Raw genomic sequence first — 26,720 nt, forward strand, 5'->3', positions numbered from 1 at the left:
AAAAGACTTACCAACGAAACCGCAACGACGGTGCCACCGCTGCCGGGGTTGGCGCTGCTACCGCAGGCGCACCCTCGACGGCTGGCTGCACAGCTGCCGCTGGAACCGGCTCCTCGGCAGGCAGCTCCTGCAACTTCGCCAGCGACAATTGCGCGCGCAACTGATCGGCGCTGCCATTGACCCGATAGACGATGCGATCGCCCTGCACGCTCTGCAGACGCACGCCGAACGGTTCGAGTAACCGCAGCAGCGCCGCATAATGCTCCAGATTCATGCCCTGCACTTCCAGAGTCTGCTGACCCGATGCGCCGGGCTTGGCAACGAATCGCGGCGCCAGACGCTCGGCCACCGCCAGCATCACCGCATCGGCAACCGCAGCCTGGTCGGCGCCCTGCACGCTGCCGGCCTCTTTCTGATCGCCGAGCCACAGCCGCCATTTCGCCTGCCACTGCCCGCTCTCTTCACGGGCATGCACCGCGAGCAAGGCGTCAGCGTTGTAGCGTTCCGAAGCACTGCGCAGGGGCGCGGGATCAGCACTTTCCAGCGCCGGCGCAGTGGCGACGAGTTGTTCGCTGAGATCCGCCAGCGGCAGACGCAGTGGCAAACCGCGATGTTGCGCAGCCGTGCGCAACGTTGAGGCAGCGGCCTGACCGTCACCGACCAGACTCGCACCTTCAGTCGAATCGTTCAGCCACCAGCTCAAAATCGACGGCCGACTGGCGCCCCACACCGGCAGCCCGGCGCGGCGCAACGCCTGCTCGGTGGTTGCCGGATCGAAATCGACTTTCAGCACTTCCGGTGGGCCGGCATCGAAACCGAACTGGCTGATGATCTGCTGCGGGTCCTTGCGGATCGGTGCCAGCCCCGGGCTCTGCGCGGCTTTCGGGTCGCCGGTCAGGCGCAGCACCAGCGTATCGAGCGCTGCCTGCGTGGCGCGATCGCGCTCTTGCGCAGCCTGGCCGTTGACCGGCTGACGCACCTGATAAAGGCCTTTGAGGTTTTCGGCATGGCTCGCCAGGCTGACCAGTGTCAGGCAGCCCACAAATAAAAATTTACAAAAACGCATGGAAAATTCCCGTCGACAGGAGCGGCTGGAACACGCCGCGTGAACCGTTTGAGCAAGGCTGTGACCCCCTCCTCTGGCAAAACATTCACACGGTAGCGGTAAGTTTTTGCACAGTCCTAACGATAGACGGTTAATCGCCACACCTTATACAGGCAGTCATCCCCTGCGATTGCAAAAAATTTCCGCCGATATGGCCCTGCCCGTCGGTGCGAGGATGGCCGCTGCCCCTCAAGCCTGATAAAATCGCGCGCCTTCGCAGACCGGCAACAGCCGGGCCCCTCGAAACTCGCGTGAGGCGATCGCCCATCGAGTTCGACGTTCCCGCTGAACTCGGTCGTTACCCCCTGAATCCCCTCCCCTAAAGGCCTGGATCATGAGCAAGCAACCCTCCCTGAGCTACAAGGACGCCGGTGTAGACATCGACGCCGGTGAAGCATTGGTCGAACGCATCAAGAGCGTCGCCAAGCGCACTGCGCGCCCGGAAGTCATGGGCGGCCTGGGCGGTTTCGGCGCCCTCTGCGAAATCCCGGCCGGCTACAAGCAGCCGGTGCTGGTCTCCGGCACCGACGGCGTCGGCACCAAGCTGCGTCTGGCGCTGAACCTGAACAAGCACGACAGCATCGGCATCGACCTTGTCGCCATGTGCGTCAACGACCTGGTGGTGTGCGGCGCCGAGCCGCTGTTCTTCCTTGACTACTACGCCACCGGCAAACTCAACGTCGACACCGCTGCCCAGGTTGTGACCGGCATCGGCGCTGGCTGCGAACTGTCGGGTTGCTCGCTGGTCGGCGGCGAAACCGCTGAAATGCCAGGCATGTACGAAGGCGAAGACTACGACCTGGCCGGCTTCTGCGTCGGCGTCGTGGAAAAATCGGAAATCATCGACGGCTCGAAAGTCGCCACCGGTGACGCCCTGATCGCCCTGCCATCGTCCGGCCCGCACTCCAACGGCTACTCGCTGATCCGCAAGATCATCGAAGTCTCCGGCGCCGACATCGAGAACACCCAGCTCGACGGCAAGCCGCTGACCGACCTGCTGATGGCCCCGACCCGCATCTACGTCAAGCCACTGCTCAAGCTGATCAAGGACACTGGCGCCGTCAAGGCCATGGCCCACATCACCGGTGGCGGCCTGCTCGACAACATTCCGCGCGTACTGCCAAAAGGCGCTCAGGCTGTAGTTGATGTGGCCAGCTGGACTCGCCCGGCCGTGTTCGACTGGCTGCAAGAGAAAGGCAATGTTGACGAAACCGAGATGCACCGCGTGCTCAACTGCGGCGTCGGCATGGTCATCTGCGTGGCTCAGGAGCACGTCGAAGTTGCCCTGAACACCCTGCGTGACGCCGGCGAGCAGCCTTGGGTCATCGGTCAGATCGCCGTGGCCGCCGAAGGCGCTGCGCAGGTCGAGCTGAAGAACCTCAAGGCCCACTGATGCCAAAGCCCTGTGATGTCGTGGTGCTGTTGTCCGGCACCGGCAGTAACTTGCAGGCTCTGATCGACAGCACGCGGACCGGCGACAGCCCGGTCCGCATCGCTGCGGTGATTTCCAACCGCGCCGACGCCTACGGCCTGCAACGCGCCCGCGACGCGGGTATCGCCACCCGCTCGCTGGATCACGAGGCATTCGAGGGCCGCGAGGCCTTCGATGCCGCGCTGATCGAACTGATCGATCAATTCAACCCGAAACTCGTGGTACTGGCCGGTTTCATGCGCATTCTCAGCGCTGATTTCGTTCGCCACTATCAGGGTCGCCTGCTCAACATCCACCCGTCGTTGCTGCCCAAATACAAAGGGTTACACACTCATCAGCGCGCGCTGGAGGCCGGCGACACGGAACATGGCTGCTCCGTACACTTTGTCACCGAGGAACTCGATGGCGGACCACTGGTCGTACAGGCAGTATTACCGGTAGAGTTGCACGACACGCCGCAGAGTCTGGCGCAACGAGTCCACGTTCAGGAACACCTGATCTATCCGATGGCGGTACGCTGGTTTGCCGAAGGCAGACTGACACTCGGAGACCAGGGTGCTTTACTCGACGGCCAGCTACTCGCCGCCAGCGGCCACTTGATTCGAAACTAGGAGATATTATGCGTCGCGCCCTGCTCTTCGCCTGCGCTCTGCTCGCCCTGCCCTTCGCGCAGGCAGCGGACCTTCAACCGTTCTCCGCCAGCTACACCGCCGACTGGAAGCAGCTGCCCATGAGCGGCACCGCCGAACGCAGCCTGACCAAGGAAGCCAACGGCGTCTGGAAACTCAGCTTCAAGGCGTCGATGATGATCGCCAGCCTGACCGAAGAAAGCACCCTGAAGCTGGACAAGGACACCTTGCTGCCGCAGTCCTACCACTTCGAACGCGGCGGTCTGGGCAAAGCGAAAAAGGCTGATCTGGACTTCGACTGGGCCAACAAAATGGTGACCGGTACCGACCGTGGCGACGCGGTGAAGATCCCGCTGAACCGTGGCATGGTCGACAAGTCGACCTACCAGCTGGCGCTGCAACATGACGTCGCCGCCGGCAAGAAAAGCATGAGCTATCAGGTCGTCGATGATGGCGAAGTCGATACCTACGACTTCCGCGTGCTGGGTTCGGAAAAGGTCGACACCAAGGCCGGCCAGATCGACGCGATCAAGGTAGAACGCGTGCGCGACCCGACACAAAGCAAGCGCATCACCGTGCTGTGGTTCGCCAAGGATTGGGATTACCTGTTGGTGCGTCTGCAGCAGGTCGAGACTGACGGCAAGGAGTACAACATCATGCTCCAGGACGGCACGGTCAACGGCAAGACTGTCAAAGGCAGCTAATCGCGCTGCTGGAACGAAAGAGCCCCGCGAATGCGGGGCTTTTGTTTATCTGCTCAACGATACTGCCCGGCGGCCCTACCCCTCACCCCAGCCTCTCCCGAGGGAGAGGAAGCCGAGCGAGGTGTCTGCCGCTATCCATCGACCTGAGAAACCGAGTCGAATATGGATTCCAAAGCATCGCACGATCAGTCCCCTCTCCCTCCGGGAGAGGGTTAGGGTGAGGGGGTTTTGAAGGTCAAACTCAGACAGAAAACCGCGCCACCATCCCATTCAGATCCACTGCCAAACGCGACAGATCCTGACTCGCCGCACTGGTCTGATTGGCCCCCGCCGAGGTCTGCATCGCCAGATCCCGGATGTTCATCAGATTGCGATCCACCTCGCGCGCCACCGCGGCTTGTTCTTCCGAGGCACTGGCGATCACCAGGTTGCGCTCGTTGATCAAGGTAAACGCCGAGGCGATTTCCTCCAGAGCAGAACCTGCGCTCTTGGCTAATTCCAGGGTCGAACGCGCCCGTGCGTTGCTTTGCTGCATTGAGCTGACAGCCGAATCGGTGCCCTGCTGGATCCCGCCGATCATCTGCTCGATTTCCTGAGTCGACTGCTGAGTGCGATGAGCCAGCGCGCGCACTTCATCGGCAACCACCGCAAAGCCACGCCCGGCATCGCCGGCGCGCGCCGCTTCGATCGCGGCGTTGAGGGCGAGCAGATTGGTCTGTTCGGCAATTGAGCGAATCACGTCCAGCACTTTGCTGATGCCGTGGACCTTTTGCGCCAACGCCTCGACCTGCGCCGCATTGTTGGTGACGTCACCGGCGAGAAACTCGATCGACGTCACCGTCTGCTGCACCTGCTCGCGCCCTTGCCGGGCGATGCGGTCGGATTCGCGGGAAGCTTCGGACGTGGCGACAGCGTTGTTCGCCACCTCTTCCACCGCAGCCGTCATCTGATTGACCGCCGTGGCGGCCTGCTCGATTTCCTGACTTTGCTGGTGCAGACCGCGCGTGGCGTCTTCAGTGACACTGCTCAACTCCTCGGCCGCCGAGGCCAGTTGCGTGGACGACTCGGAGATGCGCCGGATCGTGTCGCGCAGATTGTGCTGCATGCTTTTCAGCGCTTGCAGCAAGCGCGCCGGCTCGTCATTGCCTGCGATGTGAATATCACCGGTCAAATCCCCGCTGGCCACCACTTCAGCCACGCTGAGCGATTGCGACAATGGCACGACGATGCTGCGTGTCAGTAGCAATGCCAGGCCAATGGTGATCAGTGCGGCCATGGCGATCATCACCCCGACCCACACCCGCGATTGACTGAACACCAACCGTGCAGCCTCGGTGGCCAGGTTGGCGTTGTGTTTATTCATCTCGACCAGATCGCGCAGAGTCACGGCAATCTCATCGGCCAGTGGACTCATCTGATCATTGAGAATCGCGGAGGCCTCAGCGACCCGATTCTGCGCTGACAGCTGTAGGACTTGTGCCTGCAGCTCGAGGTATTTGTGCTCGGCAACCTTGAAGCGATCAAACAGCGCACGCTCTTCAGGCAAGGCGATCAACCGGTCATAGCGCTGCTGCGCTTCGCTCAAGCCACTGCGCAGTTCGTTGAGCTTGGCGACGTTCTGCTCCAGTGCCTTGGGGTCACGGTTGAGCAACAGGCGCATGGTCAATGCGCGCAGACGCAGCATGTCCTGACTCATTTCCCCGACTGCCATCACGCTTGGCAGCCAGTTGTTGTCGACTTCATCGGACTGCGCACGCATGTTCGACATTTGCAGCAAGGCGAACGCCCCAAGGGCGAACACCATCAAGGCCAGCAGACCGAAACCCAGACCGGCGCGCGGGGCAATATTGAGACTACGGATATTCATGACACTGGCTCCTTCCAAAAAGCGCTGCATCAGCCTGCAGCGGGTTGCTTTAGAAGGTATCGGCATTGCAAGAAAATTGCGTAAGACGAAAAGGCGATAGACAGACGAGCGGCTAGTTCGAACCCCTGGCCTTGACGTTTCAGCGCTGACCAGCGGTTCTGCCTGGATCGCGGGGCAGTATGGCCAGGAAGTTGTCACGAGCGACTTTACGCGCCACCCCTTCCGGCAAGGCATCCAGGAACGGGCGGTAAGCGTGCATCTCCTTACCGAGCTTGTTGAATCGTCCTACCACGTCAGAGCCAAGCATGAAGCGCTCGGGGTATTTCTCCACCAGCGCCAGCCATTCCGCGCGCGGCTTGCCCTGCTCGTCCAACAGGTACGGCGTGAGCATGCTCCACGACAGGTCGATAAACAGATTCGGATAGGCCTCTAGCATGCGCGTCAGGGTTGGCAACAAGAACGGCAACTGGGTTTGATGCCGATGAATCTCGGCGCTGGTACCGGCATGCGCCCAGATGAAGCGTGTGTGCGGGTGATTGCGCAGCGGCTCTTCCACTTCCTTCAGGTACAGCGGATTTTTCTCACGCTTGGAGGTGATGTTGGAATGCAACATCACCGGCAGATCGTTTTCCGCGGCGAGGTGATAGATCTTGGTCATTGCCTCGTTGTTGGCGCGGGGCGTGTCGCCGGCGGTCAGCGCCGTCAGATCGTCGTGCCGGGTAAACACCTCGCCGATGCCCTGCCACAACCCCGGATACAGGTCGAGCATGCGCTGGATATGCGCAGCGGAATTCTTGTCATTGGGATTGAAGCCGGACAGGAACGGATGAAAGTACTGGCGCTGCTCCGGCGCGAGTTTCTGCACCGCGTCGGCGATGATCACGTCGGTGGCGCTGTACCAATAGGCATCGGCATCATCACCGGCGTAGTAACGCGGGCGCTTGGGTTCGTCTTCATGCCATTTCTTCGCCACGGGAATGCCGGAAATCATCACGTGCTCGATGGAGTTTTCCTTCATGGCCGTAAGCAATTTCTGCATGCCGGCGCTTTCCTGGAAAAAATCCACGTAATGCAGGTGCGCATCGCTGTAGGTGTATTCGCGGGCGCCCGCGCTTCCAGCGAACAGCAGCAGACAGGCAATACTCAGACGAGACAAGGACACAAGTAATCTCCGGCAGATGGGCATAGCCTAGACCGCGCCCGAACGACAAGGGTTCATCCCTGCCAAAAAGCGGAACGCCAACTGCCGGGAATGCTCTATAACTGCAAGGTCTGTTTTGATCGAACGATTTTTCCTGCCGCCTGTGAGGTTTCCATGACTGTCACCGTCAATACCGTCTCTGCCGAAGGTTTTCGTCATACCGTCCAGATCGACGATCACGAATTGTTTGCCGACGTACCGAAAACCGCCGGCGGTGAAGGCACCGCGCCGGAGCCGCACGACTACTTCGATGCCGCTCTCGGTGCCTGCAAAGCGCTGACCCTGAAAATGTACGCGAAGAAAAAAGACATCCCGCTCACAGGCGTGGGTGTCGAAGTCAAGCGCGACAACAGCGAAGAGCAGAAAGGCAAATACGCCCTGCACGTCACCCTGACGCTCAAAGGCGTACTGACCGACGCCCAGCGCGAGGAACTGCTGCGTGTGGCCGATCGCTGCCCGATTCACAAGCTGATGACCACCAGCGAAGTCAGCATCGAAACCCACGCGCCACAAGGCTTCGACAGCCAATAATCCTCCCGATGCCAGCGGCGGGTTATGCTTCTGGCATCACCCGCTCAGCCTGGAATGCACCATGGACATGCCACTCCTGATCATCCGCCCACGCGCCGAAGACGTCGAAGGCCAGCCGATCCTGCGCCCGCTGCCGTCAGCCAAATGCCGCAACGTCGGGCCTTTCGTGTTTTTCGACCACATGCTCGAAACGATTTATCCGACGGGCAAAGGGATGGACATCCGACAGCACCCGCACATCGGTCTGTCGACCCTGACCTATTTGTTCGAAGGGCAGCTGCAGCACAAAGACAGTCTTGGCTCCGATCAGGTGGTCGGTGCTGGCGATGTCAGCTGGATGACCGCTGGCAGCGCCATCGCCCATGTCGAGCGCACCCCTGCGCCGCTGCTTGCCGAGACCTTCACCTTGCATGGCTTGCAAGTCTGGCTGGCCTCACCCAGGGAACACGAACAGGGCCCGGGGCATTACAGCCATCACCCGGCAGCGACACTTCCGGTCAGCGATAACCTTGGCGTGCAGATTCGGATGATTGCCGGGTCAGGTTTTTGCCTGGAATCGCCAGTGCCGGTGCTTTCTCCTACGCTGTATGCCGAAGTGAAAATGCAGACTGCGACCACACTGCTGATTCCAACCGAGCATCAAGAGCGCGCGGTGTATGTATTGAGCGGCGATGCGCAATTGAATGGCGAGGCGGTTGAGCCGCATGCGCTGGTGGTGTTGCCCGCTGGCGAAGCAATGAGTCTGTTTGCTGAAAGCGATGTGCACGCGGTGGTGTTCGGCGGTGCGCCGCTGGACGGTCCGAGACGGATCAACTGGAATTTCGTCGCCAGTGATCCGGCGGCGATTGATGAAGCCAGGCGGAAGTGGGCGGCTAAGGACTGGCCGACGGTGCCGGGGGAAGTCGAGCGGATCGAACTACCGCGCTAGGCCGCTTACCCTCACCCCAGCCCTCTCCCAGAGGGAGAGGGAGCCGACCGAGGTGTCTTGCGTTATACATCGACCTGAAAAATCCCGGCGATTATGGATTCGCCTATTCACGTTCAGGTCGACGTCACTCCCGAGCACCCCCCAATCAGTCCCCTCTCCCAGAAGTAGAGGGAGCCGAACGAGCTGGCTTGCGTTATACATCGACCTGAAAAATCCCGGCGATTATGGATTCGCCTATTCACGTTCAGGTCGACGTCACTCCCGAGCCTCCCCCAATCAGTCCCCTCTCCCAGAAGTAGAGGGAGCCGAACGAGCTGGCTTGCGTCATACAAAGACCTGAAAAGTCCCGGCGATTATGGATTCGCCTATTCACGTTCAGGTCGACTTCACTCCCGAGCATCCCCCAATCAGTCCCCTCTCCCTCCGGGAGAGGGCTAGGGTGAGGGGCTTTTCGCTTTTAGCCGTTGAACACTTCATCCAGCAGATCATGCATCGACTTGAACGCGCGCTTGGCGGTCTTTGCGTCGTACATCATTTTGCCCGGCACGTTGGCGTTCGGATCGGTAAACGAGTGCACCGCACCGCCGTAGCTGAGCAGTTGCCAATCGACGTTCGCCGCGTTCATTTCATCTTCGAACGCCGGCAGTTGCTCCTTCGGCACCAACGGATCGGATGCGCCATGCAGCACCAGCACCGAGCCCTTGATGTTCTGCGCATCCGCCGGATTCGGCGAATCCAGCGTGCCGTGGAACGACACCGCCGCTTTCACAGGCGCGCCAGTGCGGGCCAGGTCCAGCGCGCAGCAACCACCGAAGCAGAAACCGAACACCGCCAGTTTCGACGTATCAACCGTTGCTTCGCCCTGGCTTTGCAATTGCTCGAAGGCCACTTGCAGACGTTTGCGCAGCAGCGCACGGTCGTCCTTGAGCGGCATCATCGCTGCCAGCGCCTCATCAGCATTCTGCGGACGCACGGTCTGGCCGTAGACATCTGCGATCAGTACCACGTAACCCTCGGCGGCCACCGCTTTGGCGATGTCTTCGGCACCGGCGCTGACGCCCATCCAGTTCGGCGCCATCAGCAAACCCGGGCGCGCGGCCTTGTGCTCGGCGTCGAAGGCAAGGCGACCTTCATAGGCTTGGCCGTCAATCTGATAGACCACGGAACGTACAGTGACTTGGCTCATTTCTGACTCCTGATTGGGTAGACACCAGAACGAAAAAACCCGCCGAAGCGGGTTTTTCCTACAACGTGATCAAACCGACAGTTCAACCAGCAGCTTGTTCAGACGGCGCACATAAGCGGCCGGATCCTTCAAGCTGTCGCCCGCAGCCAAGGCGGCCTGATCGAAGAGGATGTGCGACAGATCGCCAAAACGCTCTTCGCTCTGCTCGCCATCGAGTTTCTCGATCAGCGGGTGGCTTGGGTTGAATTCGAAGATCGGCTTCGAATCCGGGACTTTCTGCCCGCTGGCTTCGAGGATCTGGCGCATTTGCAGGCCCAGGTCCTGTTCGCCGATGGCCAGAATGGCCGGCGAATCGGTCAGACGATGGGACACACGCACCTCAGCCACGGAATCGCCCAGTGCGGTTTTCAGACGCTCGACCAGACCTTCTTTGGACTTGGCGACTTCTTCTGCAGCTTTCTTGTCCTCTTCCGAGTCCAGGTTGCCCAGATCGAGGTCACCACGCGCCACGTCGACAAAGGTCTTGCCGTCGAACTCGCTGAGGTAGCTCATCAGCCACTCGTCGATGCGGTCGGTCAACAGCAACACTTCGATGCCTTTCTTGCGGAAGACTTCCAGGTGCGGGCTGTTCTTGACCTGCGCGTAGGTTTCGCCGGTGAGGTAGTAGATCTTGTCCTGACCTTCCTTGGCGCGTGCCAGGTAGTCAGCCAGACCGACAACCTGCTCGCCGTCGTCGCCCTGGGTCGATGCGAAACGCAGCAGACCGGCAATTTTCTCTTTGTTGGCGAAGTCTTCTGCCGGGCCTTCTTTCATGACCTGACCGAAGTTCTTCCAGAAGCCCTTGTATTGCTCAGGCTCGTTCTTCGCCAGTTTTTCCAGCATGTCGAGCACACGCTTGGTCAGCGCGGTTTTCATCGAATCGATGATCGGGTCTTTCTGCAGGATTTCCCGCGACACGTTCAGCGACAGGTCATTGGAATCGACCACGCCTTTGATGAAGCGCAGGTACAGCGGCAGGAACGACTCGGCCTGATCCATTACAAACACACGCTGCACGTACAGCTTCAGGCCCTTCGGCGCTTCACGCTGGTACAGGTCGAACGGCGCGCGGGCCGGCACGTACAGCAGCGAGCTGTACTCGAGCTTGCCTTCGACCTTGTTGTGGCTCCACGACAGCGGATTCTCGAAATCGTGAGCGATGTGTTTGTAGAACTCCTGGTATTCCTCGTCCTTCACCTCAGTGCGCGGGCGGGTCCACAAGGCGCTGGCGCGGTTGACGGTTTCCCATTCAACGGCAGGAGCCTCTTCGCCTTCGGCCGGGGTAACTTCCTTCGGCAGTTCGATCGGCAAAGCGATGTGATCGGAATACTTCTTGATGATATTGCGCAGACGCCAGCCATCAGCGAACTCGTCTTCACCGGACTTCAGGTGCAGGACGATGCGGGTGCCGCGCTCTGGCTTGTCGATGGTGGCGACTTCAAACTCGCCCTCGCCTTTCGACGACCAGTGCACGCCTTCGCTGGCATCGGTGCCGGCGCGACGGCTGTAGACATCAACCTTGTCGGCAACGATGAAGGCCGAGTAGAACCCCACACCGAACTGGCCGATCAGGTGCGAATCTTTTTTCTGATCGCCGGACAGGTTTTTCATGAAATCGGCGGTGCCGGATTTGGCGATGGTCCCCAGGTGGGTGATCACATCGTCACGGTTCATGCCGATACCGTTGTCTTCGAGGGTGACGGTCTTGGCGTCCTTGTCGAAGCTCACACGGATTTTCAGGTCAGCGCCACCTTCGAGCAACTCAGGCTTGGCCAGGGCTTCGAAGCGCAGCTTGTCGACAGCGTCAGAGGCGTTCGAGATCAATTCGCGCAGGAAAATTTCCTTATTCGAATACAGCGAATGGATCATGAGGTGCAGCAGCTGCTTTACCTCGGTCTGGAAGCCCAGGGTTTCCTTTTGAGTTTCCACACTCATGGTCATCAAACTCCAATCAGATGGCATTGGCCGCGACCCGAATGGTCTGCGGCGGGTTGTCATCTGAGTTGGGGGCGCTGTTCAGGATTTCAAGGGCTCATCGATTTTGAAGTGCGCGCGGGCGGTGGCGATCGGTTCGCCCTCGGTACTCTGCCACGCAGTGACCGCGACGTTGGCCACGCGCCGGCCCTGACGGCAGACCTGACACCTGGCCCAAGTGTCGCGAAACTGCCCGGCGCGCAGGTAATCGAGGGAAAAATCGATGATCTTCGGCACACCCGGCGTGCCGGTGAAAATCAGCAAATGCAGGGCTGCGGCCAGCTCCATGAAGCCGGCAATCACCCCGCCGTGGATGGCCGGCAATAAAGGGTTACCAATGTTGTCCTTGTTCGCCGGTAGCTTGAACAGCAGCTCATCGCCGACCCGCGAACATTCGATACCTATCAGCCCGGCATAAGGGATCAACGCCAGCAGCGGCGCGTAATCGCCCTGCGCGTGGGCCTGTTGCAGCTGTTCCCTGAGGTCGACGCTCATTTCCCGCCTCCCTTTATAGCGCCCGCGAATCCTCTGCTGCCCTTCAGACCGATGCCCATGCGCATGAACGTGCCGACGACATGGGCGATCGGCTGCTCGGGATTGTCCTGGTAGGCGAAACCACGGGCAAAGATCACGTCAGTGGTGACGCGGTAGCACTGGGCAAAGCCGTACACGGCTTTGTTCGGTTCAGCGGCGTGCATGTAGTCGATGCGCAGATCAAGGGTCGGACAGACTTCGAACTCCGGCAGTACGCACAAGGTCGACATACCGCAGGCGGTGTCCATCAACGACGTAATGGCGCCGCCATGGATGACTCCGGTTTCGGGATTACCAACGATTTTTTCGCTATAGGGCAGGATCACTGTCATGCCTTCGCTGGAGGCACTGTGTACCTGCAGACCCAAGACCTGACAGTGACGCAATGCCGATAAAAAACGCGTGGCGCGCTCAAAAACGGGGTTTTCGGCCATGTGATAATTACTCGCGTTTGGGCCTTGTGCCAGTAGTGAGAAAAGCGGCAAAAGTTCCGTGATAAAACAAACTTATATATCTGAAACAAATGAGGAACTTAACCCGTAGCGCCGAGTTCTTAAGGCCAGTAGTTATTTTCCATAAGGAGATACACCCCATGCGTAAGACTTTAGCTATTGCCTTGATGTTGACCGCTTCCCTCGGTCTCGCTGCCTGCGATAAAAAATCCGAGGACAAAGCTCAAGATGCCAACCAACATGCTGAGCAGGCTCAGCAAGACATGAACAAAGCTCAGGATAAAGTGAACGACGCAGCAAAAGAAAACGCCGAAGCTGCCAAAGCTCAGGCTGAATCGAACGCCGCTGCTCAAGAAGAAGCCGCCAAAAAGCAATAAGCTTTCTGGTGTGAAAAGAAAACCCGCCAAGTGCGGGTTTTCTTTTGCCTGCGATTTACCGGTTATAGCAACACGGTTCTAAAAGTCGGACTAATCATCAGCAACAACGAGCAGATGAAGCCAACTAGCCACATCAGGCTGCGTAACTTCGCCAGGTCGGCCAGATAGAACCACAGATAGAGGATTCGCGAGATCACGAAGATGATCGCCAGCGCATCGATCAGCCAGCCTGCGGTTTGCGTGGTGTGCGCCATCAGCACACCGACGGCGAACAGGATGAAGGCTTCGATGCTGTTTTGATGGGCCGCAAGCGCTCGCGCACCGAAGCCGGTCAACTGTGCCTGCTGCTGACGGGGCTGATGATTGTCATAGCCACCCTGCTCTTTCATGGCCTTGGCCACCGGCATGCGCGCCACATAAATCAATAAAGCACTGATAAACACACACCAGAACGGAATACTCATCAAACAGCCTCTTTGTTTGCCTCAGGGACGGGCGCCTCTGTAGGGGTATAGACCATGACATCGAGAACGTCGGAATGAAACTCGCGGCGATACAAAACCACCACGACGCCCGCGCTCATGATCATGAATAACCACGGGCTGACGAACCACGCCAGCATGCTCATGCCGAAATAGTAAGAACGCAGGCCGAAGTTGAACTGGTTGGCCGCCATCGAGATCACCCGCGCCGCACGTGATGCGAACGCCTTGCGCTCCTGCTCGGTGACCTGGCGCTCGCCGATCATCGGCGCCGAACCGACCAGAATCGCGGCGAAGTTGTACTGCCGCATGCACCAACTGAACGTGAAGAACGCGTAGACGAACACCAATGCCAGACACAGCAATTTGATCTCCGACATGCCCTGCGACGCCTGCTGCACCATCGGAATATCCGCCAACAACGACACGGCCCGTTCTGACGCACCGAGTACGGTGAGGATACCGGCGAGAATGATCAGCGTGCTGGAGGCGAAGAACGAGGCGTTGCGCTCCAGATTGCCGATCACGCTGGCGTCGGCGATGCGGTTGTCACGCAGGAGCATGCGACGCATCCAGTCTTCGCGATACAGGTGCAATACGCTGGCCAGACACGCCGTGTCGCGGGCCTTCCAGGAGGCATAACGGGTGTAACCGCCCCAGCAGATGACAAACCAGACAGCGGCGAGCAGGTGGATCAGATTGGCTTGGATGAACGACATGCAATTCCCTGTGAAATGTAAACGCTGTACACCTGTAGAAGTGAGCCTGCTCGCGATAGCGGTTTGTCAGTCAGCATGGTGTTGACTGACAAACCGCTATCGCGAGCAGGCTCACTCCTACATAAAAGCTAAGCAACCCTTCGACGTTAGCTCAGCAAAAAAGACACTGCCTCACGCGCATAAAAAAATGCCCCGTATCGATTGATACGGGGCATTTCTGTTTAACCGCGTCTGACCCGCTTGTGGCGGGTCATATCACGTCAGGCAGTGACTTCGCTGCGCTTGCCCAGCAGGCGATCGCACACGACGGCGACCACCAGGGTCATCACGCACGGCACCAGCCACGCCAGCCCCTGCTCGCTCAACGGCAGATGGGTAAGCTGAGTTGGCATCCAGTCGGCCAGACCGGCGCCTTTCAAGGCATCGATGGTGCCGAACAGGAACGACACCAGCATCACCGGGCCAAGAATGCGCGCATGCTCATGCCAGAAATCCTTGCAGAAGCTCAGCGCAACCAGAACGATGCACGGCGGGTAGATCGCAGTGAGCACCGGAATCGAGAAGGCAATGAGCTTGGTCAGACCGAGGTTGGAGACCAGCAGCGAAAACGCCGCAAGGATAATCACCAGAGTCTTGTAGGACAGTGGCAGCACACGGCTGAAGTACTCAGCGCAGGCGCAGGTCAGGCCGACCGCCGTGACCAGACACGCCAGCGAGATCAGTACCGCGAGGAAACCGCTGCCCAGCGAGCCGAAGGTGTGTTGCACGTAGGCATGCAACACCGCCGCACCGTTGGTGGCGCCGACCGCGACTTCATGGCTGCCGGAACCGAGGCGGAACAGGCTGACGTAGACCAGCGCCAGACCGACACCGGCAATCAGCCCGGCGATGATCGCGTAACGGGTGATCAACGCCGGCGATTCGACGCCACGGGAGCGGATCGCGTTGACGATGACGATGCCGAACACCAGCGCGCCGAGGGTATCCATGGTCAGGTAACCATTGATGAAGCCCTGGGAGAACGGTGCCGCCACATATTCCGGCGTGCCGTGACCGATGTCACCCGCCGGCAAGACGAATGCGGCGATACCCAGCACTGCCAGCGCAATGATTTTCAGCGGCGCGAGGAAGCGGCCGACGGTATCCAGCAAACGCCCAGGGTAGAGCGAAACAAAGAACACCAGCAGGAAGTACACCGAGCTGTAGAGAAACAGCGCCAGCGGGCTTTCGCCGGTCAACGGCGCCAGACCCACCTCGAACGATACGGTCGCGGTACGCGGGGTGGCGAACAGTGGACCCACCGCCAGATAGCACGCCGCCGCGAGGATACCGCCAGCGATCTTGCCGATCGGGCTGCTCAACGCATCCATGGCGCCGCCGACCTTGGCCAGCGCCACCACGGTGATCACCGGCAAACCTACCGCGGTGATCAGAAAGCCCAATGCAGCCATCCAGACGTGAGGCCCGGCCTGCAAGCCGACGATCGGCGGGAAGATGATGTTACCGGCCCCGACAAACAGGGCGAACGTCATAAAACCAAGTGCCAGGATGTCCTGACCTTTCAAAACTTTCATTAAGGTAATACCACACTACTGAAATCGGAATTTAGAGGGGGATTGCCCTGTTGGATTAGGGAAATGCTGTCGATCCGTATGGGACTGACCCTTAAAGCGCGTAGCTGCCTTGTGGGCGGCGGACGCAAAAATGGCTGCCAGCCTAACGAATTCGGCTGATAAACGCACTGTTAGAGGGCGAACTATCCGATACGCGACGTTTCAGTGTCGCGTTTACATAAGAAAAGCAGCAGAAGGCTACAAGTTTCAAGCTGCAAGTTTCTATCTTGCAGCTAGCCGCTTGAAGCTTGCTGCTGCTCTGAAACGACAAAGGCCACCCGAAGGTGGCCTTTGTTGCTGGAGCTAAAAAGTCAGCCGTGGCTTACTTCTTCACTTCCCAGCCAGTCAGCTCGGCCAGGGCCTTGCCGATGTCTGCCAGCGAACGCACGGTTTTCACGCCTGCGTCTTGCAGCGCAGCGAATTTCTCGTCTGCAGTGCCTTTGCCGCCAGAGATGATTGCGCCAGCATGGCCCATGCGCTTGCCCGGAGGAGCAGTCACACCAGCGATGTAGGAAACAACCGGCTTGGTTACGTTTGCCTTGATGTAGGCAGCCGCTTCTTCTTCAGCCGAACCGCCGATCTCGCCGATCATTACGATCGCTTCGGTCTTCGGGTCTTCCTGGAACAGTTTCAGGATGTCGATGAAGTTCGAACCCGGGATCGGGTCACCGCCGATGCCGACGCAAGTCGACTGACCGAAACCGGCGTCAGTGGTCTGCTTCACAGCTTCGTAGGTCAGGGTGCCGGAACGCGAAACGATACCGACCTTGCCTGGCAAGTGAATGTGACCTGGCATGATGCCGATCTTGCATTCGCCTGGGGTGATCACGCCTGGGCAGTTAGGGCCGATCAGGACTACGCCCAGTTCGTCGCACTTAACTTTGGCGTCCAGCATGTCCAGGGTAGGAATGCCTTCGGTGATGCAGACGATCAGCTTGATGCCGCCGAATGCCGCTTCCAGGATCGAGTCCTTGCAGAACGGAGCCGGAACGTAGATCACGCTGGCGGTAGCGCCTGTGGCAGCTACCGCGTCTTTGACGGTGTTGAACACTGGCAGACCCAGGTGCTCGGTGCCGCCTTTGCCAGGAGTTACGCCACCAACCATCTTGGTGCCGTATTCGATGGCTTGCTGGGTGTGGAAACTACCTTGCGAACCGGTAATACCCTGGCAGATAACTTTGGTGTCTTTATTGATCAGGACGCTCATTACTTGCCCTCCGCAGCTTTGACAACTTGTTGAGCAGCGTCGGTCAGGCTGGTAGCAGCGATGATGTTCAAACCGCTTTCTGCCAGTACTTTAGCGCCCAGCTCAGCGTTGTTGCCTTCAAGGCGAACAACAACCGGGATTTTCACGCCGACTTCTTTCACGGCGCCGATGATGCCTTCGGCAATCATGTCGCAGCGAACGATGCCGCCGAAGATGTTGACCAGTACTGCCGCGACGTTCTGGTCGGACAGGATGATCTTGAACGCTTCAGTAACGCGTTCCTTGGTTGCGCCACCACCTACGTCGAGGAAGTTGGCTGGCTTGCCGCCATGCAGGTTGACGATGTCCATGGTACCCATGGCCAGACCGGCACCGTTGACCATGCAGCCAATGTTGCCTTCCAGGGCTACGTAGTTCAGTTCGAACTTGGCAGCGTGCGCTTCGCGCGGATCGTCCTGCGACGGATCGTGGAAAGCCTTCAGCTTAGGCTGACGGTACATGGCGTTGGCGTCGATGTTGATCTTGGCGTCGAGGCAGTGCAGATCGCCGTCAGCCTTGATCACCAGCGGGTTCACTTCCAGCAGAGCCAGGTCGTGGTCTTTGAACAGTTTGGCCAGACCTACGAAGATCTTGGCGAACTGAGTGACCTGCTTGCCTTCCAGACCCAGCTGGAATGCCAGCTCGCGACCCTGGGATGGCTGAGCGCCAACCAGTGGATCGATAGTGGCCTTGAGAATTTTTTCTGGCGTGTCGTGAGCGATTTTCTCGATGTCCACACCACCTTCGGTGGAAGCCATGAACACGATGCGACGGCTCGAACGGTCAACGACAGCGCCCAGGTACAGCTCTTTAGCGATATCAGTGCACGATTCAACCAGGATCTTGGTGACTGGCTGGCCATTGGCGTCAGTCTGGTAAGTCACCAGACGCTTGCCCAGCCATTGCTGTGCGAAGGCCTTGGCGTCTTCTTTGCTGCGGACCAGCTTTACGCCGCCCGCTTTACCGCGACCACCGGCGTGAACCTGGGCTTTGACGACCCACTCGTTGCCGCCGATCTTGTCGCAAGCTTCTGCTGCTGCTTCCGGGGTGTCTACTGCGTAGCCAGTGGAAACTGGCAGGCCGTATTCAGCGAACAGCTGCTTACCCTGATACTCGTGAAGATTCATGCTTTTTACCGTCTTCGTTAGGTACTGCGCATTCGGCGCTGCGCTCGTTTGAGTGCCGCGCCACCTGTGACTGCTGCTTGCGTAGCTGAGCTACGCAAGACTGCGTCCGGCGGACATTCCGCGGTGAGTCTTGCTCGCAAGGCTCACGACGGGCCGCTACCGCCGTGGTTTCTTATTGTGTGTCTTAACGCTTCTTGCGGTTGGCAATGTGAATGGCGCCGCCATTCACTGCCAGAGCAGCTTCGTGCAAGGCTTCGGACAGGGTCGGATGGGAGAAAACCATCATGCCCAGGTCTTCAGCGCTGGTGCCGAATTCCATACCGATCGCGCCCTGCTGAACCAGTTCCGCAGCGCTCGGGCCAATCACGTGCACGCCCAATACGCGGTCGGTCTTGGCATCGGCGATGACCTTGACGAAACCACCGGTATCGTTGGCAGCCATGGCACGGCCGGAAGCGGCGAACGGGAAGGTGCCGACGTTGACTTCAACGCCTTCGGCCTTCAGCGCCTGCTCGGTTTTGCCAACCCACGCGATTTCCGGGTGAGTATAAATAACCGAAGGGATCAAATCATAGTTCATCTGAGCCTTGTGGCCTTTGATGCGCTCGACAACCATGATGCCTTCTTCCGAAGCCTTGTGGGCCAGCATCATGCCGCGAACCACGTCGCCAATGGCGAAGACGCCCGGTACGGCGGTGACGCAGTGGTCATCGACCGCGATGAAACCGCGCTCGTCGATTTCCACGCCGCAGTCGGCAGACAGGAGATCAGTGGTCACCGGACGGCGACCAACGGCAACGATCAGCTTGTCGAAAGTGATGGTCTGTTCGCCGTTGGCATCGGTGTAGTTGACGACAACTTCTTCACCGTTGACTTTCGAACCGGTAACGCGAGCGCCCAGCTTGATGTCCAGGCCCTGTTTGGTCAGGGTTTTCAGCGCTTCCTTGGAAACAGCGGTGTCCGCTGCCATCAGAAAAGTGTCCAGCGCTTCCAGAACAACCACTTCGGAGCCCAGACGCGACCATACCGAACCCAGTTCCAGACCGATCACACCAGCGCCGATCACGCCCAGACGCTTGGGTACGGACTGGAATTCCAGAGCGCCCGTCGAATCGACGATGACTTTCTGGTCAACCGGAGCCGGTGGGATGTCGATCGGACGCGAACCTGGCGCGAGGATGACGTTTTCCGCTTCGATGACTTCAACCGAACCGTCAGGCTTGGTGACTTCGACTTTCTTGCCGGCCAGCAGCTTGCCGTGGCCCTGGATCGAAGTAACGCCGTTGGCCTTGAACAGGGTGGCAACGCCGCCGGTCAGGTTCTTGACGATGCCAGCCTTGCGGCCAACCATCGCAGCGACGTCCATTTTGACTTCGCCGGTCGAGATACCGTGAACGTTGAAGCTCTCTTTGGCTTCCTTGTATTTCCACGAGCTGTCGAGCAGCGCCTTGGAAGGAATGCAACCCACGTTCAGGCAGGTACCGCCAAGGGCTTGCTTGCCCTCTGCGTCGGTGTACTTCTCGATGCAGGCAGTGGTCAGGCCCAACTGCGCAGCCTTGATGGCCGCTACATAGCCACCAGGGCCGGCACCGATCACTACTACGTCAAATTTCTGCGACATTCAAAAAATCCTCTTTAGCAATAAAGCTACAAGCCGCAAGCTTCAAGCTGCAAGCCCACCCGCTCGCCTTGAGCTTGAGGCTTGTAGCTGAAAGCTTGCAGCTGCTTTTTAGATATCCAGCAACAGACGAGCCGGATCTTCCAGCAGGTTCTTGATGGTCACCAGGAAGGTCACAGCTTCTTTGCCATCGATCAGACGGTGATCGTAGGACAGTGCCAGGTACATCATCGGACGGATCACGACCTGACCGTTGATGGCCATTGGACGCTGGATGATGTTGTGCATGCCCAGAATCGCTGCCTGCGGCGGGTTGACGATTGGCGTCGACATCATCGAACCGAAGGTACCACCGTTGGTGATGGTGAAGGTACCACCGGTCATCTCGTCCATCGACAGTTTGCCGTCACGGGCTTTCTTGCCGAAAGTGGCAATGCCGCCTTCGATTTCCGCCAGGCTCATCAGCTCGGCGTTACGCAGAACCGGTACCACCAGGCCACGGTCGCTGGAAACGGCAACGCCGATGTCCGCGTAGCCGTGGTAAACGATGTCGCCGCCGTCGATCGACGCGTTGACAGCCGGGAAGCGTTTCAGCGCTTCGGTGGCCGCTTTCACGAAGAACGACATGAAGCCCAGGCGTACGCCGTTGTGCGACTTCTCGAACAGGTCCTTGTACTTCGAACGCAGAGCCATGACTTCAGTCATGTCGACTTCGTTGAACGTGGTCAGCATCGCCATGTTCGACTGGGCTTCAACCAGACGCTTGGCCACGGTGGCACGTACGCGGGTCATCGGTACGCGCTTCTCGATGCGGTCGCCAGCAGCGAACACAGGCGCAGCAGCCGAAGGAGCAGCAGCCTTGGCAGGCGCGGCAGCCGGAGCGGCTTTCTTCGCAGCAACAGCGGCTACCACGTCTTCCTTGGTCACGCGACCGCCCTTGCCGGTGCCGGCAACGGAAGCGATGTTGATGCCGTTTTCTTCAGCCAGCTTGCGAGCGGCAGGAGCTGCGATCGGGTCATCTTCGCCATCGGCAGCAGCTGGTGCGGCAGCGGCAGTAGCAGCCGGAGCAGCAGCGGCGGCAGGAGCGGCAGCAGCAGCGCCGCCCTCTTCGATCGAGCCCAGAACCTGGTTCGACAGAACGGTAGCGCCCTCTTCGGCAACGATTGCGCCCAGCACGCCGTCCGCTTCAGCCAACACTTCGAGCACGACCTTGTCGGTTTCGATGTCGACGATCAGGTCGTCACGCTTGACGGCCTCACCTGGTTTCTTGTGCCAGGTGGCAACGGTGCCATCGGCAACCGATTCCGGGAATGACGGGGCTTTGATTTCGATAGCCATTATCTGTGGGTCCTTAAAATTCGGTTTCAGTCAGCGCGAAGGCGTTAAACAGTGAAAGCATCTTGCAGCAGTTTTTCCTGCTGCTCGGCGTGCATCGATGCATAACCACAAGCTGGGGCAGCCGACGCCTCACGGCCCGCGTACTCGAGTACGAGAGTCTTGTCGAGGTTGGCGATGCTGCGACGCAAGTGATGCTGGCTGCAGTACCAGGCACCCTGGTTCATCGGCTCTTCCTGACACCAGACGGCATGCTTGACGTTGGTGTACGGAGCCAGGACTTCTTTCAAGTCGTCCTCAGGGAACGGATACAGCTGCTCGATACGCACGATGGCGATATCTTCGCGGCCTTCGGCACGGCGTTTTTCCAGCAGGTCGTAGTAGACCTTGCCGCTGCACAGAACCACACGCTCGACCTTTTTCGGGTCCAGTGCGTCGATTTCCGGGATCACGGTCTGGAACGAACCTTCGGCCAGATCTTCCAGCGTCGAGATGGCCAGCTTGTGGCGCAGCAGCGACTTCGGCGTCAGCACGACCAGCGGCTTGCGCAGCGGACGAATCACCTGACGACGCAGCAAATGGTAGATCTGCGCTGGCGTGGTCGGCATGCACACCTGAATGTTGTGCTCGGCGCACAGCTGCAGGTAACGCTCAAGACGTGCCGAGCTGTGCTCAGGGCCCTGGCCTTCGTAGCCGTGTGGCAGCAACATGGTCAGACCGCAGAGACGGCCCCACTTGTGCTCGCCGCTGGTGATGAACTGGTCGATCACGACCTGTGCACCGTTGGCGAAGTCGCCGAACTGGGCTTCCCAGATCACCAGCGCGTTTGGCGTGGTGGTCGAGTAACCGTATTCGAACGCCAGTACCGCTTCTTCCGAAAGGAACGAGTCGTACAGGTCGAAACGTGGCTGACCGTCGTACAGGTTCTGCAACGGGATGTAGGTGCCCGCGTCTTTCTGGTTGTGCAGCACAGCGTGACGGTGCGAGAACGTACCGCGGCCGATGTCCTGACCGGTCATGCGGATCGGGTGACCTTCGAACGCCAGGGTCGCATACGCCATGGTTTCGGCGTAACCCCAGTTGATTGGCAGGCCGCCGGCTTGCATCTTCTGACGGTCTTCGTAGATCTTCGCGACCTGACGCTGAACCACGAAGCCTTCCGGGATTTCCAGCAGCTTGGCGGACAGCTCTTGCAGGGTCTTCAGATCGAAACGCGTGTCGTGACGCGCAGTCCAGGCATGGCCCAGGTACGGACGCCAGTCGACGAACAGCTCTTTGTTCGGCTCCTTGACCAGCGATTTCACCACGTGCAGACCGTTGTCCAGCGCGTTGCGGTATTCGTCGACCTTGGCCTGAACGCGTTCAGCATCGAGCACACCGGCCTGAGTCAGGCGTTCGGCGTACAGCTCACGGGTGGTGCGCTGCTTGGTGATCTGCTGATACATCAGTGGCTGGGTGCCGCTTGGCTCGTCGGCCTCGTTGTGGCCGCGACGACGGTAGCAGACCAGATCGATCACCACGTCACGCTTGAACTGCATGCGGTAGTCGATGGCCAACTGGGTCACGAACAGCACGGCTTCCGGATCATCACCATTCACATGGAGGATCGGCGCCTGGATCATCTTGGCAACGTCGGTGGCGTACTCGGTGGAGCGCGAGTCCAGCGGGTTGCTGATGGTGAAACCGACCTGGTTGTTGATCACGATGTGCACGGTACCGCCGGTCTTGAAACCGCGGGTCTGCGACATCTGGAAGGTTTCCATGACCACGCCCTGACCGGCGAATGCCGCGTCACCGTGGATGGAGATCGGCAGGACTTTCTCACCGGTCAGGTCGTTGCGACGGTCCTGACGGGCGCGCACCGAACCTTCGACCACCGGGGAAACGATTTCCAGGTGGGACGGGTTGAACGCCATGGCGAGGTGAACTTCGCCGCCGGTGGTCATCACGTTGGACGAGAAGCCCTGGTGATATTTCACGTCACCGGAACCGAGCTCGACCTTCTTCTTGCCTTCAAACTCGTCGAACAGCTCGCGCGGGTTCTTGCCGAAGGTGTTGACCAGCACGTTCAGACGGCCACGGTGGGCCATGCCGATGACGACTTCCTTGGTACCGTACGAGCCGGAACGCTGGATCAGTTCGTCGAGCATCGGAATCAGGCTTTCGCCGCCTTCCAGACCGAAACGCTTGGTGCCCGGGTATTTGGTACCGAGGTATTTTTCCAGGCCCTCACCGGCCGTCACGCGCTCGAGCAGGTGGCTCTTGATGTCGGCGGAGTACGTCGGACGACCGCGCACGCTTTCCAGACGCTGCTGGAACCACTGGCGCTGCTCGGAATCGGTGATGTGCGTGAATTCAGCGCCGATGGTGCGGCAATATGTCTGCTGCAACGCTTCGTGAATTTCGCGTAGGCTCGCTTCCTCTTTGCCGATGAACAGGTCGCCGGCACGGAAGGTCGTATCAAGATCGGCATTGGTCAAGCCGTAATGATTGATCGACAGGTCTGCAGGTGCAGGACGCTGCCACAGCCCCAGCGGGTCAAGCTGGGCTGCCTGGTGGCCACGCATACGGTAGGCCTGGATCAATCGCAGCACTTCAACTTGCTTCTTCTCGTGCTCACTGCTCACGCTGCCGGCGGAAACCGGTTGGGCGCGGCGCTGGTTCTTTGCCAGCAGCACGAAATGATCGCGAATCGTCGAGTGCGAAACATCAGTGGCAGAGTTGCCGTCGGCTGGCAACTTCTGAAAGTAGGTGCGCCACTCTTCTGGCACAGCGTTAGGGTCGTGCAGGTAGAGCTCATAAAGCTCTTCCACATAGGCAGCGTTTCCACCTGAAAGGTAGGCGCTGTTCCACATGCGCTGCATCACGCTTTCTTGCATGCTTGGTCACCCTCGGTTAGGGGAACACCATCGGTGTCGACACCGAGCAAACTTGCAGAAGTCCGAATGCAGCGACTAAAACAAGCCACCTAGGATCACACTGATAGTCCGGGTACCAGCCCGGATGCCCCTGCTTGTCTCATTTCTTCAAAAGAAGAGCTGCAGCTTATGGCTACGGCTCTGGTTATAGCCATGACGCGGGTTGAAGCCCGCGCCACAGCCTCTACGGTGCAACGGTTACAGCAGCTGAATCACACGCCGCTCGAAAGCAGCATGTTACGGATGTGACCGATGGCCTTAGTCGGGTTCAGGCCTTTCGGACATACGTTGACGCAGTTCATGATGCCCCGGCAGCGGAAAACGCTGAACGGGTCGTCAAGTGAAGCCAGACGTTCGCTGGTCTTGGTGTCACGGCTGTCTGCCAGGAAGCGGTAGGCTTGCAGCAGCGCAGCTGGACCGAGGAACTTGTCCGGGTTCCACCAGAAGGACGGGCAAGAGGTCGAGCAGCAGGCGCACAGGATGCACTCGTACAGACCGTCGAGCTTTTCGCGCTCTTCTGGCGACTGCAGACGCTCGATGGCCGGAGCCGGCGTGTCGTTCTGCAGGTAAGGCTTCACCTTCTCGTATTGCTTGTAGAAGATGCTCATATCGACGACCAGGTCACGGATAACCGGCAAACCTGGCAGCGGACGAACGATCAGCTTGTTACCTTTTACAACAGCGGACAGCGGCGTGATGCACGCCAGGCCGTTCTTGCCATTGATGTTCATGCCGTCGGAGCCGCAGACGCCTTCACGGCAGGAGCGACGATAGGAGAAACCTTCGTCCTGCTCTTTGATCAGGGCCAGCACGTCCAGCACCATCAGGTCCTTACCACCGGTATCGACCTGGAAATCCTGCATGAACGGCGCAGCGTCCTGATCAGGGTTGTAGCGATAAACACTGACTTGCAACATGGCGGTCACCCTTAATAAGTCCGGACTTTAGGTTCGAAAGTCGGAACAGTCTTCGGCGAGAAGTTCACGGCACGCTTGGTGACGCGCTTGTCACCCGGGAAGTATAGGGTGTGGCACAGCCAGTTTTCGTCGTCACGGTCTTCGAAGTCTTCACGGGCGTGAGCGCCGCGGGACTCTTTACGTACTTCGGCCGCGATGGCGGTAGCTTCAGCCACTTCCAGCAGGTTTTGCAGTTCCAGCGCTTCGATACGTGCAGTGTTGAACGCCTGCGACTTATCGTTGATCTTCACGTTGGCGATGCGAGCACGCAGGTCAGCGAGCTGAGCGATGCCCTTCTGCATGTATTCGCCGGTACGGAATACACCGAAGTAGTTCTGCATGCAGCTTTGCAGCTCGCGACGCAGGGTGGCAACGTCTTCACCGTCGGTACGGTTGTTCAGCGCGTTCAGACGCGACAGTGCAGCTTCGATGTCGGACTCGGTAGCGTCGTCGTATTCGATGCCATCGGTCAACGCCTTTTCCAGGTGCAGGCCGGCAGCGCGACCGAATACCACCAGGTCGAGCAGCGAGTTGCCGCCCAGACGGTTCGCACCGTGTACCGATACGCAAGCCACTTCGCCTACTGCGAACAGGCCAGGAATGATCTGGTCCTGACCTTCGGCGTTCTGGGTGATCGCCTGGCCATGAATGTTGGTGGCAACGCCGCCCATCATGTAGTGGCAGGTCGGAACAACCGGAACCGGCGCAACCACCGGGTCAACGTGGGCGAAAGTCTTCGACAGTTCGCAGATGCCTGGCAGACGGCTGTGCAGCACTTCCTCGCCCAGATGGTCGAGCTTGAGCATTACGTGGTCGCCATTCGGACCGCAACCGTTGCCGGCGATGATTTCCTTAACCATCGAACGGGCAACCACGTCACGACCAGCCAGGTCTTTCGCGTTCGGAGCATAACGCTCCATGAAACGCTCGCCGTGCTTGTTGATCAGGTAACCACCTTCGCCACGGCAACCTTCAGTAACCAGTACACCAGCGCCGGCGATACCGGTCGGGTGGAACTGCCACATTTCGATGTCTTGCACCGGCACGCCAGCACGCAGAGCCATGCCGACGCCGTCACCGGTGTTGATCAGGGCGTTGGTGGTGGACGCGTAGATACGGCCTGCACCGCCAGTCGCCAGAACGGTGGCCTTGGCACGGATGTAGGAGGTTTCGCCGGTTTCGATGCAGATCGCGATCACACCAACGAATTCGCCTTCCTGGTTTTTCACCAGATCGACAGCGTAGTACTCGTTGAGGAACGTGGTACCGGCTTTCAGGTTGCCCTGATAAAGGGTGTGCAGCAGCGCGTGACCGGTACGGTCGGACGCAGCGCAGGTACGTGCAGCCTGACCGCCCTTGCCGTAGTCCTTGGACTGGCCACCGAACGGACGCTGATAGATGCGGCCTTGCTCGGTACGCGAGAACGGCAGACCCATGTGGTCCAGCTCGAACACGGCAGCCGGGCCTTCCTGACACATGTATTCGATAGCGTCCTGGTCACCGATGTAGTCGGAACCCTTGACGGTATCGTACATGTGCCAGCGCCAGTCATCGTTCGGGTCGGCAGAGGCGATGGCGCAAGTGATGCCACCCTGAGCGGAAACAGTGTGCGAACGGGTCGGGAAAACCTTGGTGATCACCGCAGTCTTGTGGCCGCCCTGTGCCAGCTGCAGCGCAGCGCGCATGCCGGCACCGCCACCACCAATGATGATGGCGTCGAAAGAAATCGTTGGAATGTTAGCCATGA

At 59.3% G+C, this 26,720-nt stretch carries 23 protein-coding genes; 6 read left to right on the top strand and 17 right to left on the bottom strand.

Features of this window, described 5'->3' with window-relative positions; all coding sequences use genetic code 11:
• Positions 1 to 7: 7 nt before the first annotated feature.
• The gene (locus BLU71_RS13340) at positions 8 to 1,066 is read right to left on the bottom strand and encodes a DUF2066 domain-containing protein (RefSeq protein WP_083353282.1); all 1,059 of its coding nucleotides are present in this window, start codon (positions 1,064 to 1,066) and stop codon (positions 8 to 10) included.
• Between the two features lie 373 nt (positions 1,067 to 1,439).
• On the opposite strand from BLU71_RS13340, the gene purM reads away from it, so the two are divergent.
• From purM to BLU71_RS13355, 3 genes are read left to right on the top strand one after another with little or no spacing between them, the layout of a single operon-like run.
• Positions 1,440 to 2,498: a phosphoribosylformylglycinamidine cyclo-ligase gene (purM, locus tag BLU71_RS13345; protein WP_039763675.1), complete on the top strand. Its 1,059-nt coding sequence runs from the start codon at positions 1,440 to 1,442 to the stop codon at positions 2,496 to 2,498.
• The gene (gene purN, locus BLU71_RS13350) at positions 2,498 to 3,148 is read left to right on the top strand and encodes a phosphoribosylglycinamide formyltransferase (protein WP_083353283.1); all 651 of its coding nucleotides are present in this window, start codon (positions 2,498 to 2,500) and stop codon (positions 3,146 to 3,148) included. The genes purM and purN overlap by 1 nt, the downstream gene beginning before the upstream one ends.
• 8 nt (positions 3,149 to 3,156) lie before the next feature.
• Positions 3,157 to 3,870 carry a DUF3108 domain-containing protein gene (locus BLU71_RS13355; protein WP_083353284.1) on the top strand — a complete coding sequence of 238 codons (714 nt, stop codon included), beginning with the start codon at positions 3,157 to 3,159 and terminating at the stop codon, positions 3,868 to 3,870.
• A gap of 241 nt (positions 3,871 to 4,111) precedes the next feature.
• On the opposite strand, the gene BLU71_RS13360 is transcribed toward BLU71_RS13355, so the two are convergent.
• Positions 4,112 to 5,737: a methyl-accepting chemotaxis protein gene (locus tag BLU71_RS13360; RefSeq protein ID WP_065615122.1), complete on the bottom strand. Its 1,626-nt coding sequence runs from the start codon at positions 5,735 to 5,737 to the stop codon at positions 4,112 to 4,114.
• 139 nt (positions 5,738 to 5,876) lie between these two features.
• Entirely contained in the window at positions 5,877 to 6,923 is a 1,047-nt protein-coding gene (locus BLU71_RS13365) for an amidohydrolase family protein (RefSeq protein ID WP_083353285.1), read from the bottom strand.
• Between the two features lie 129 nt (positions 6,924 to 7,052).
• Here BLU71_RS13365 and BLU71_RS13370 point away from each other — a divergent pair, with 129 nt between their 5' ends.
• Positions 7,053 to 7,469, top strand: a complete 417-nt coding sequence (locus BLU71_RS13370; RefSeq protein WP_042607595.1) for an OsmC family protein — start codon at positions 7,053 to 7,055, stop codon at positions 7,467 to 7,469.
• A gap of 61 nt (positions 7,470 to 7,530) precedes the next feature.
• The gene (locus tag BLU71_RS13375) at positions 7,531 to 8,397 is read left to right on the top strand and encodes a pirin family protein (RefSeq protein ID WP_083353286.1); all 867 of its coding nucleotides are present in this window, start codon (positions 7,531 to 7,533) and stop codon (positions 8,395 to 8,397) included.
• Positions 8,398 to 8,854: 457 nt separating this feature from the next.
• Here the strand turns inward: BLU71_RS13375 and BLU71_RS13380 are convergent, their stop codons facing one another.
• The 4 genes from BLU71_RS13380 to BLU71_RS13395 form a co-directional block, all read right to left on the bottom strand.
• Positions 8,855 to 9,583: a dienelactone hydrolase family protein gene (locus BLU71_RS13380; RefSeq protein ID WP_083353287.1), complete on the bottom strand. Its 729-nt coding sequence runs from the start codon at positions 9,581 to 9,583 to the stop codon at positions 8,855 to 8,857.
• A 69-nt stretch (positions 9,584 to 9,652) separates the two neighbouring features.
• Positions 9,653 to 11,557: a molecular chaperone HtpG gene (htpG, locus tag BLU71_RS13385; RefSeq protein WP_042607640.1), complete on the bottom strand. Its 1,905-nt coding sequence runs from the start codon at positions 11,555 to 11,557 to the stop codon at positions 9,653 to 9,655.
• A gap of 81 nt (positions 11,558 to 11,638) precedes the next feature.
• A complete protein-coding gene (locus BLU71_RS13390; RefSeq protein ID WP_083353288.1) occupies positions 11,639 to 12,091 on the bottom strand; it encodes a PaaI family thioesterase in 453 nt (150 codons plus the stop codon).
• Positions 12,088 to 12,564, bottom strand: coding sequence for a PaaI family thioesterase (locus tag BLU71_RS13395; protein WP_083353289.1), 477 nt, complete (start codon positions 12,562 to 12,564; stop codon positions 12,088 to 12,090). Before BLU71_RS13395 ends, BLU71_RS13390 begins: the two co-directional genes overlap by 4 nt.
• 158 nt (positions 12,565 to 12,722) lie before the next feature.
• Here BLU71_RS13395 and BLU71_RS13400 point away from each other — a divergent pair, with 158 nt between their 5' ends.
• Positions 12,723 to 12,959, top strand: a complete 237-nt coding sequence (locus BLU71_RS13400; RefSeq protein WP_007959016.1) for a hypothetical protein — start codon at positions 12,723 to 12,725, stop codon at positions 12,957 to 12,959.
• Positions 12,960 to 13,021: 62 nt separating this feature from the next.
• Here BLU71_RS13400 and BLU71_RS13405 read toward each other — a convergent pair whose 3' ends face one another.
• The 10 genes from BLU71_RS13405 to sdhA all read right to left on the bottom strand — a co-directional run bounded on the left by BLU71_RS13405 (position 13,022) and on the right by sdhA (position 26,718).
• On the bottom strand, positions 13,022 to 13,423 hold the full coding sequence (locus BLU71_RS13405) for an MAPEG family protein (RefSeq protein WP_065615116.1): 402 nt from the start codon (positions 13,421 to 13,423) through the stop codon (positions 13,022 to 13,024).
• On the bottom strand, positions 13,423 to 14,160 hold the full coding sequence (locus BLU71_RS13410) for a DUF599 domain-containing protein (protein WP_042607589.1): 738 nt from the start codon (positions 14,158 to 14,160) through the stop codon (positions 13,423 to 13,425). Before BLU71_RS13410 ends, BLU71_RS13405 begins: the two co-directional genes overlap by 1 nt.
• Positions 14,161 to 14,420: 260 nt before the next feature.
• Positions 14,421 to 15,734, bottom strand: a complete 1,314-nt coding sequence (gene brnQ / locus BLU71_RS13415) for a branched-chain amino acid transport system II carrier protein (RefSeq protein ID WP_042607588.1) — start codon at positions 15,732 to 15,734, stop codon at positions 14,421 to 14,423.
• Positions 15,735 to 16,095: 361 nt separating this feature from the next.
• A complete protein-coding gene (gene sucD / locus BLU71_RS13420) occupies positions 16,096 to 16,980 on the bottom strand; it encodes a succinate--CoA ligase subunit alpha (protein WP_016773680.1) in 885 nt (294 codons plus the stop codon).
• Positions 16,980 to 18,146 (bottom strand): ADP-forming succinate--CoA ligase subunit beta, encoded by a 1,167-nt coding sequence (gene sucC, locus BLU71_RS13425; protein WP_016773679.1) that lies wholly within the window; start codon positions 18,144 to 18,146, stop codon positions 16,980 to 16,982. Before sucC ends, sucD begins: the two co-directional genes overlap by 1 nt.
• Before the next feature lie 184 nt (positions 18,147 to 18,330).
• A complete protein-coding gene (gene lpdA, locus BLU71_RS13430) occupies positions 18,331 to 19,767 on the bottom strand; it encodes a dihydrolipoyl dehydrogenase (RefSeq protein ID WP_042607587.1) in 1,437 nt (478 codons plus the stop codon).
• Between the two features lie 108 nt (positions 19,768 to 19,875).
• Positions 19,876 to 21,102, bottom strand: coding sequence for a 2-oxoglutarate dehydrogenase complex dihydrolipoyllysine-residue succinyltransferase (gene odhB, locus BLU71_RS13435; protein ID WP_024012151.1), 1,227 nt, complete (start codon positions 21,100 to 21,102; stop codon positions 19,876 to 19,878).
• A gap of 44 nt (positions 21,103 to 21,146) precedes the next feature.
• Positions 21,147 to 23,978 carry a 2-oxoglutarate dehydrogenase E1 component gene (locus BLU71_RS13440; protein WP_042607586.1) on the bottom strand — a complete coding sequence of 944 codons (2,832 nt, stop codon included), beginning with the start codon at positions 23,976 to 23,978 and terminating at the stop codon, positions 21,147 to 21,149.
• Positions 23,979 to 24,229: 251 nt separating this feature from the next.
• Positions 24,230 to 24,934, bottom strand: coding sequence for a succinate dehydrogenase iron-sulfur subunit (locus BLU71_RS13445; protein WP_016773675.1), 705 nt, complete (start codon positions 24,932 to 24,934; stop codon positions 24,230 to 24,232).
• Positions 24,935 to 24,945: 11 nt separating this feature from the next.
• Complete coding sequence (gene sdhA, locus BLU71_RS13450; RefSeq protein WP_042607585.1) at positions 24,946 to 26,718, bottom strand: succinate dehydrogenase flavoprotein subunit; 1,773 nt, start codon at positions 26,716 to 26,718, stop codon at positions 24,946 to 24,948.
• Positions 26,719 to 26,720: the final 2 nt, after the last annotated feature.

Origin of the sequence: Pseudomonas moraviensis (genome assembly GCF_900105805.1) — a bacterium.
Lineage (GTDB): Bacteria > Pseudomonadota > Gammaproteobacteria > Pseudomonadales > Pseudomonadaceae > Aquipseudomonas > Aquipseudomonas moraviensis_A.

Excerpts from the sequence above, each read along its gene's own strand:
- BLU71_RS13355 (WP_083353284.1), top strand. The coding sequence starts at position 3,157 with ATGCGTCGCGCCCTGCTCTTCGCCTGCGCTCTGCTCGCCCTGCCCTTC.
- BLU71_RS13405 (WP_065615116.1), bottom strand. The coding sequence starts at position 13,423 with ATGAGTATTCCGTTCTGGTGTGTGTTTATCAGTGCTTTATTGATTTAT.
- BLU71_RS13380 (WP_083353287.1), bottom strand. The coding sequence starts at position 9,583 with ATGAGCCAAGTCACTGTACGTTCCGTGGTCTATCAGATTGACGGCCAA.
- BLU71_RS13390 (WP_083353288.1), bottom strand. The coding sequence starts at position 12,091 with ATGAGCGTCGACCTCAGGGAACAGCTGCAACAGGCCCACGCGCAGGGC.
- odhB (WP_024012151.1), bottom strand. The coding sequence starts at position 21,102 with ATGGCTATCGAAATCAAAGCCCCGTCATTCCCGGAATCGGTTGCCGAT.
- sdhA (WP_042607585.1), bottom strand. The coding sequence starts at position 26,718 with ATGGCTAACATTCCAACGATTTCTTTCGACGCCATCATCATTGGTGGT.
- BLU71_RS13410 (WP_042607589.1), bottom strand. The coding sequence starts at position 14,160 with ATGTCGTTCATCCAAGCCAATCTGATCCACCTGCTCGCCGCTGTCTGG.
- lpdA (WP_042607587.1), bottom strand. The coding sequence starts at position 19,767 with ATGTCGCAGAAATTTGACGTAGTAGTGATCGGTGCCGGCCCTGGTGGC.
- htpG (WP_042607640.1), bottom strand. The coding sequence starts at position 11,557 with ATGAGTGTGGAAACTCAAAAGGAAACCCTGGGCTTCCAGACCGAGGTA.
- BLU71_RS13375 (WP_083353286.1), top strand. The coding sequence starts at position 7,531 with ATGGACATGCCACTCCTGATCATCCGCCCACGCGCCGAAGACGTCGAA.
- BLU71_RS13440 (WP_042607586.1), bottom strand. The coding sequence starts at position 23,978 with ATGCAAGAAAGCGTGATGCAGCGCATGTGGAACAGCGCCTACCTTTCA.
- sucC (WP_016773679.1), bottom strand. The coding sequence starts at position 18,146 with ATGAATCTTCACGAGTATCAGGGTAAGCAGCTGTTCGCTGAATACGGC.
- purM (WP_039763675.1), top strand. The coding sequence starts at position 1,440 with ATGAGCAAGCAACCCTCCCTGAGCTACAAGGACGCCGGTGTAGACATC.
- sucD (WP_016773680.1), bottom strand. The coding sequence starts at position 16,980 with ATGAGCGTCCTGATCAATAAAGACACCAAAGTTATCTGCCAGGGTATT.
- BLU71_RS13360 (WP_065615122.1), bottom strand. The coding sequence starts at position 5,737 with ATGAATATCCGTAGTCTCAATATTGCCCCGCGCGCCGGTCTGGGTTTC.
- BLU71_RS13365 (WP_083353285.1), bottom strand. The coding sequence starts at position 6,923 with ATGCCCATCTGCCGGAGATTACTTGTGTCCTTGTCTCGTCTGAGTATT.
- BLU71_RS13395 (WP_083353289.1), bottom strand. The coding sequence starts at position 12,564 with ATGGCCGAAAACCCCGTTTTTGAGCGCGCCACGCGTTTTTTATCGGCA.
- BLU71_RS13370 (WP_042607595.1), top strand. The coding sequence starts at position 7,053 with ATGACTGTCACCGTCAATACCGTCTCTGCCGAAGGTTTTCGTCATACC.
- purN (WP_083353283.1), top strand. The coding sequence starts at position 2,498 with ATGCCAAAGCCCTGTGATGTCGTGGTGCTGTTGTCCGGCACCGGCAGT.
- BLU71_RS13400 (WP_007959016.1), top strand. The coding sequence starts at position 12,723 with ATGCGTAAGACTTTAGCTATTGCCTTGATGTTGACCGCTTCCCTCGGT.
- BLU71_RS13445 (WP_016773675.1), bottom strand. The coding sequence starts at position 24,934 with ATGTTGCAAGTCAGTGTTTATCGCTACAACCCTGATCAGGACGCTGCG.
- brnQ (WP_042607588.1), bottom strand. The coding sequence starts at position 15,734 with ATGAAAGTTTTGAAAGGTCAGGACATCCTGGCACTTGGTTTTATGACG.
- BLU71_RS13340 (WP_083353282.1), bottom strand. The coding sequence starts at position 1,066 with ATGCGTTTTTGTAAATTTTTATTTGTGGGCTGCCTGACACTGGTCAGC.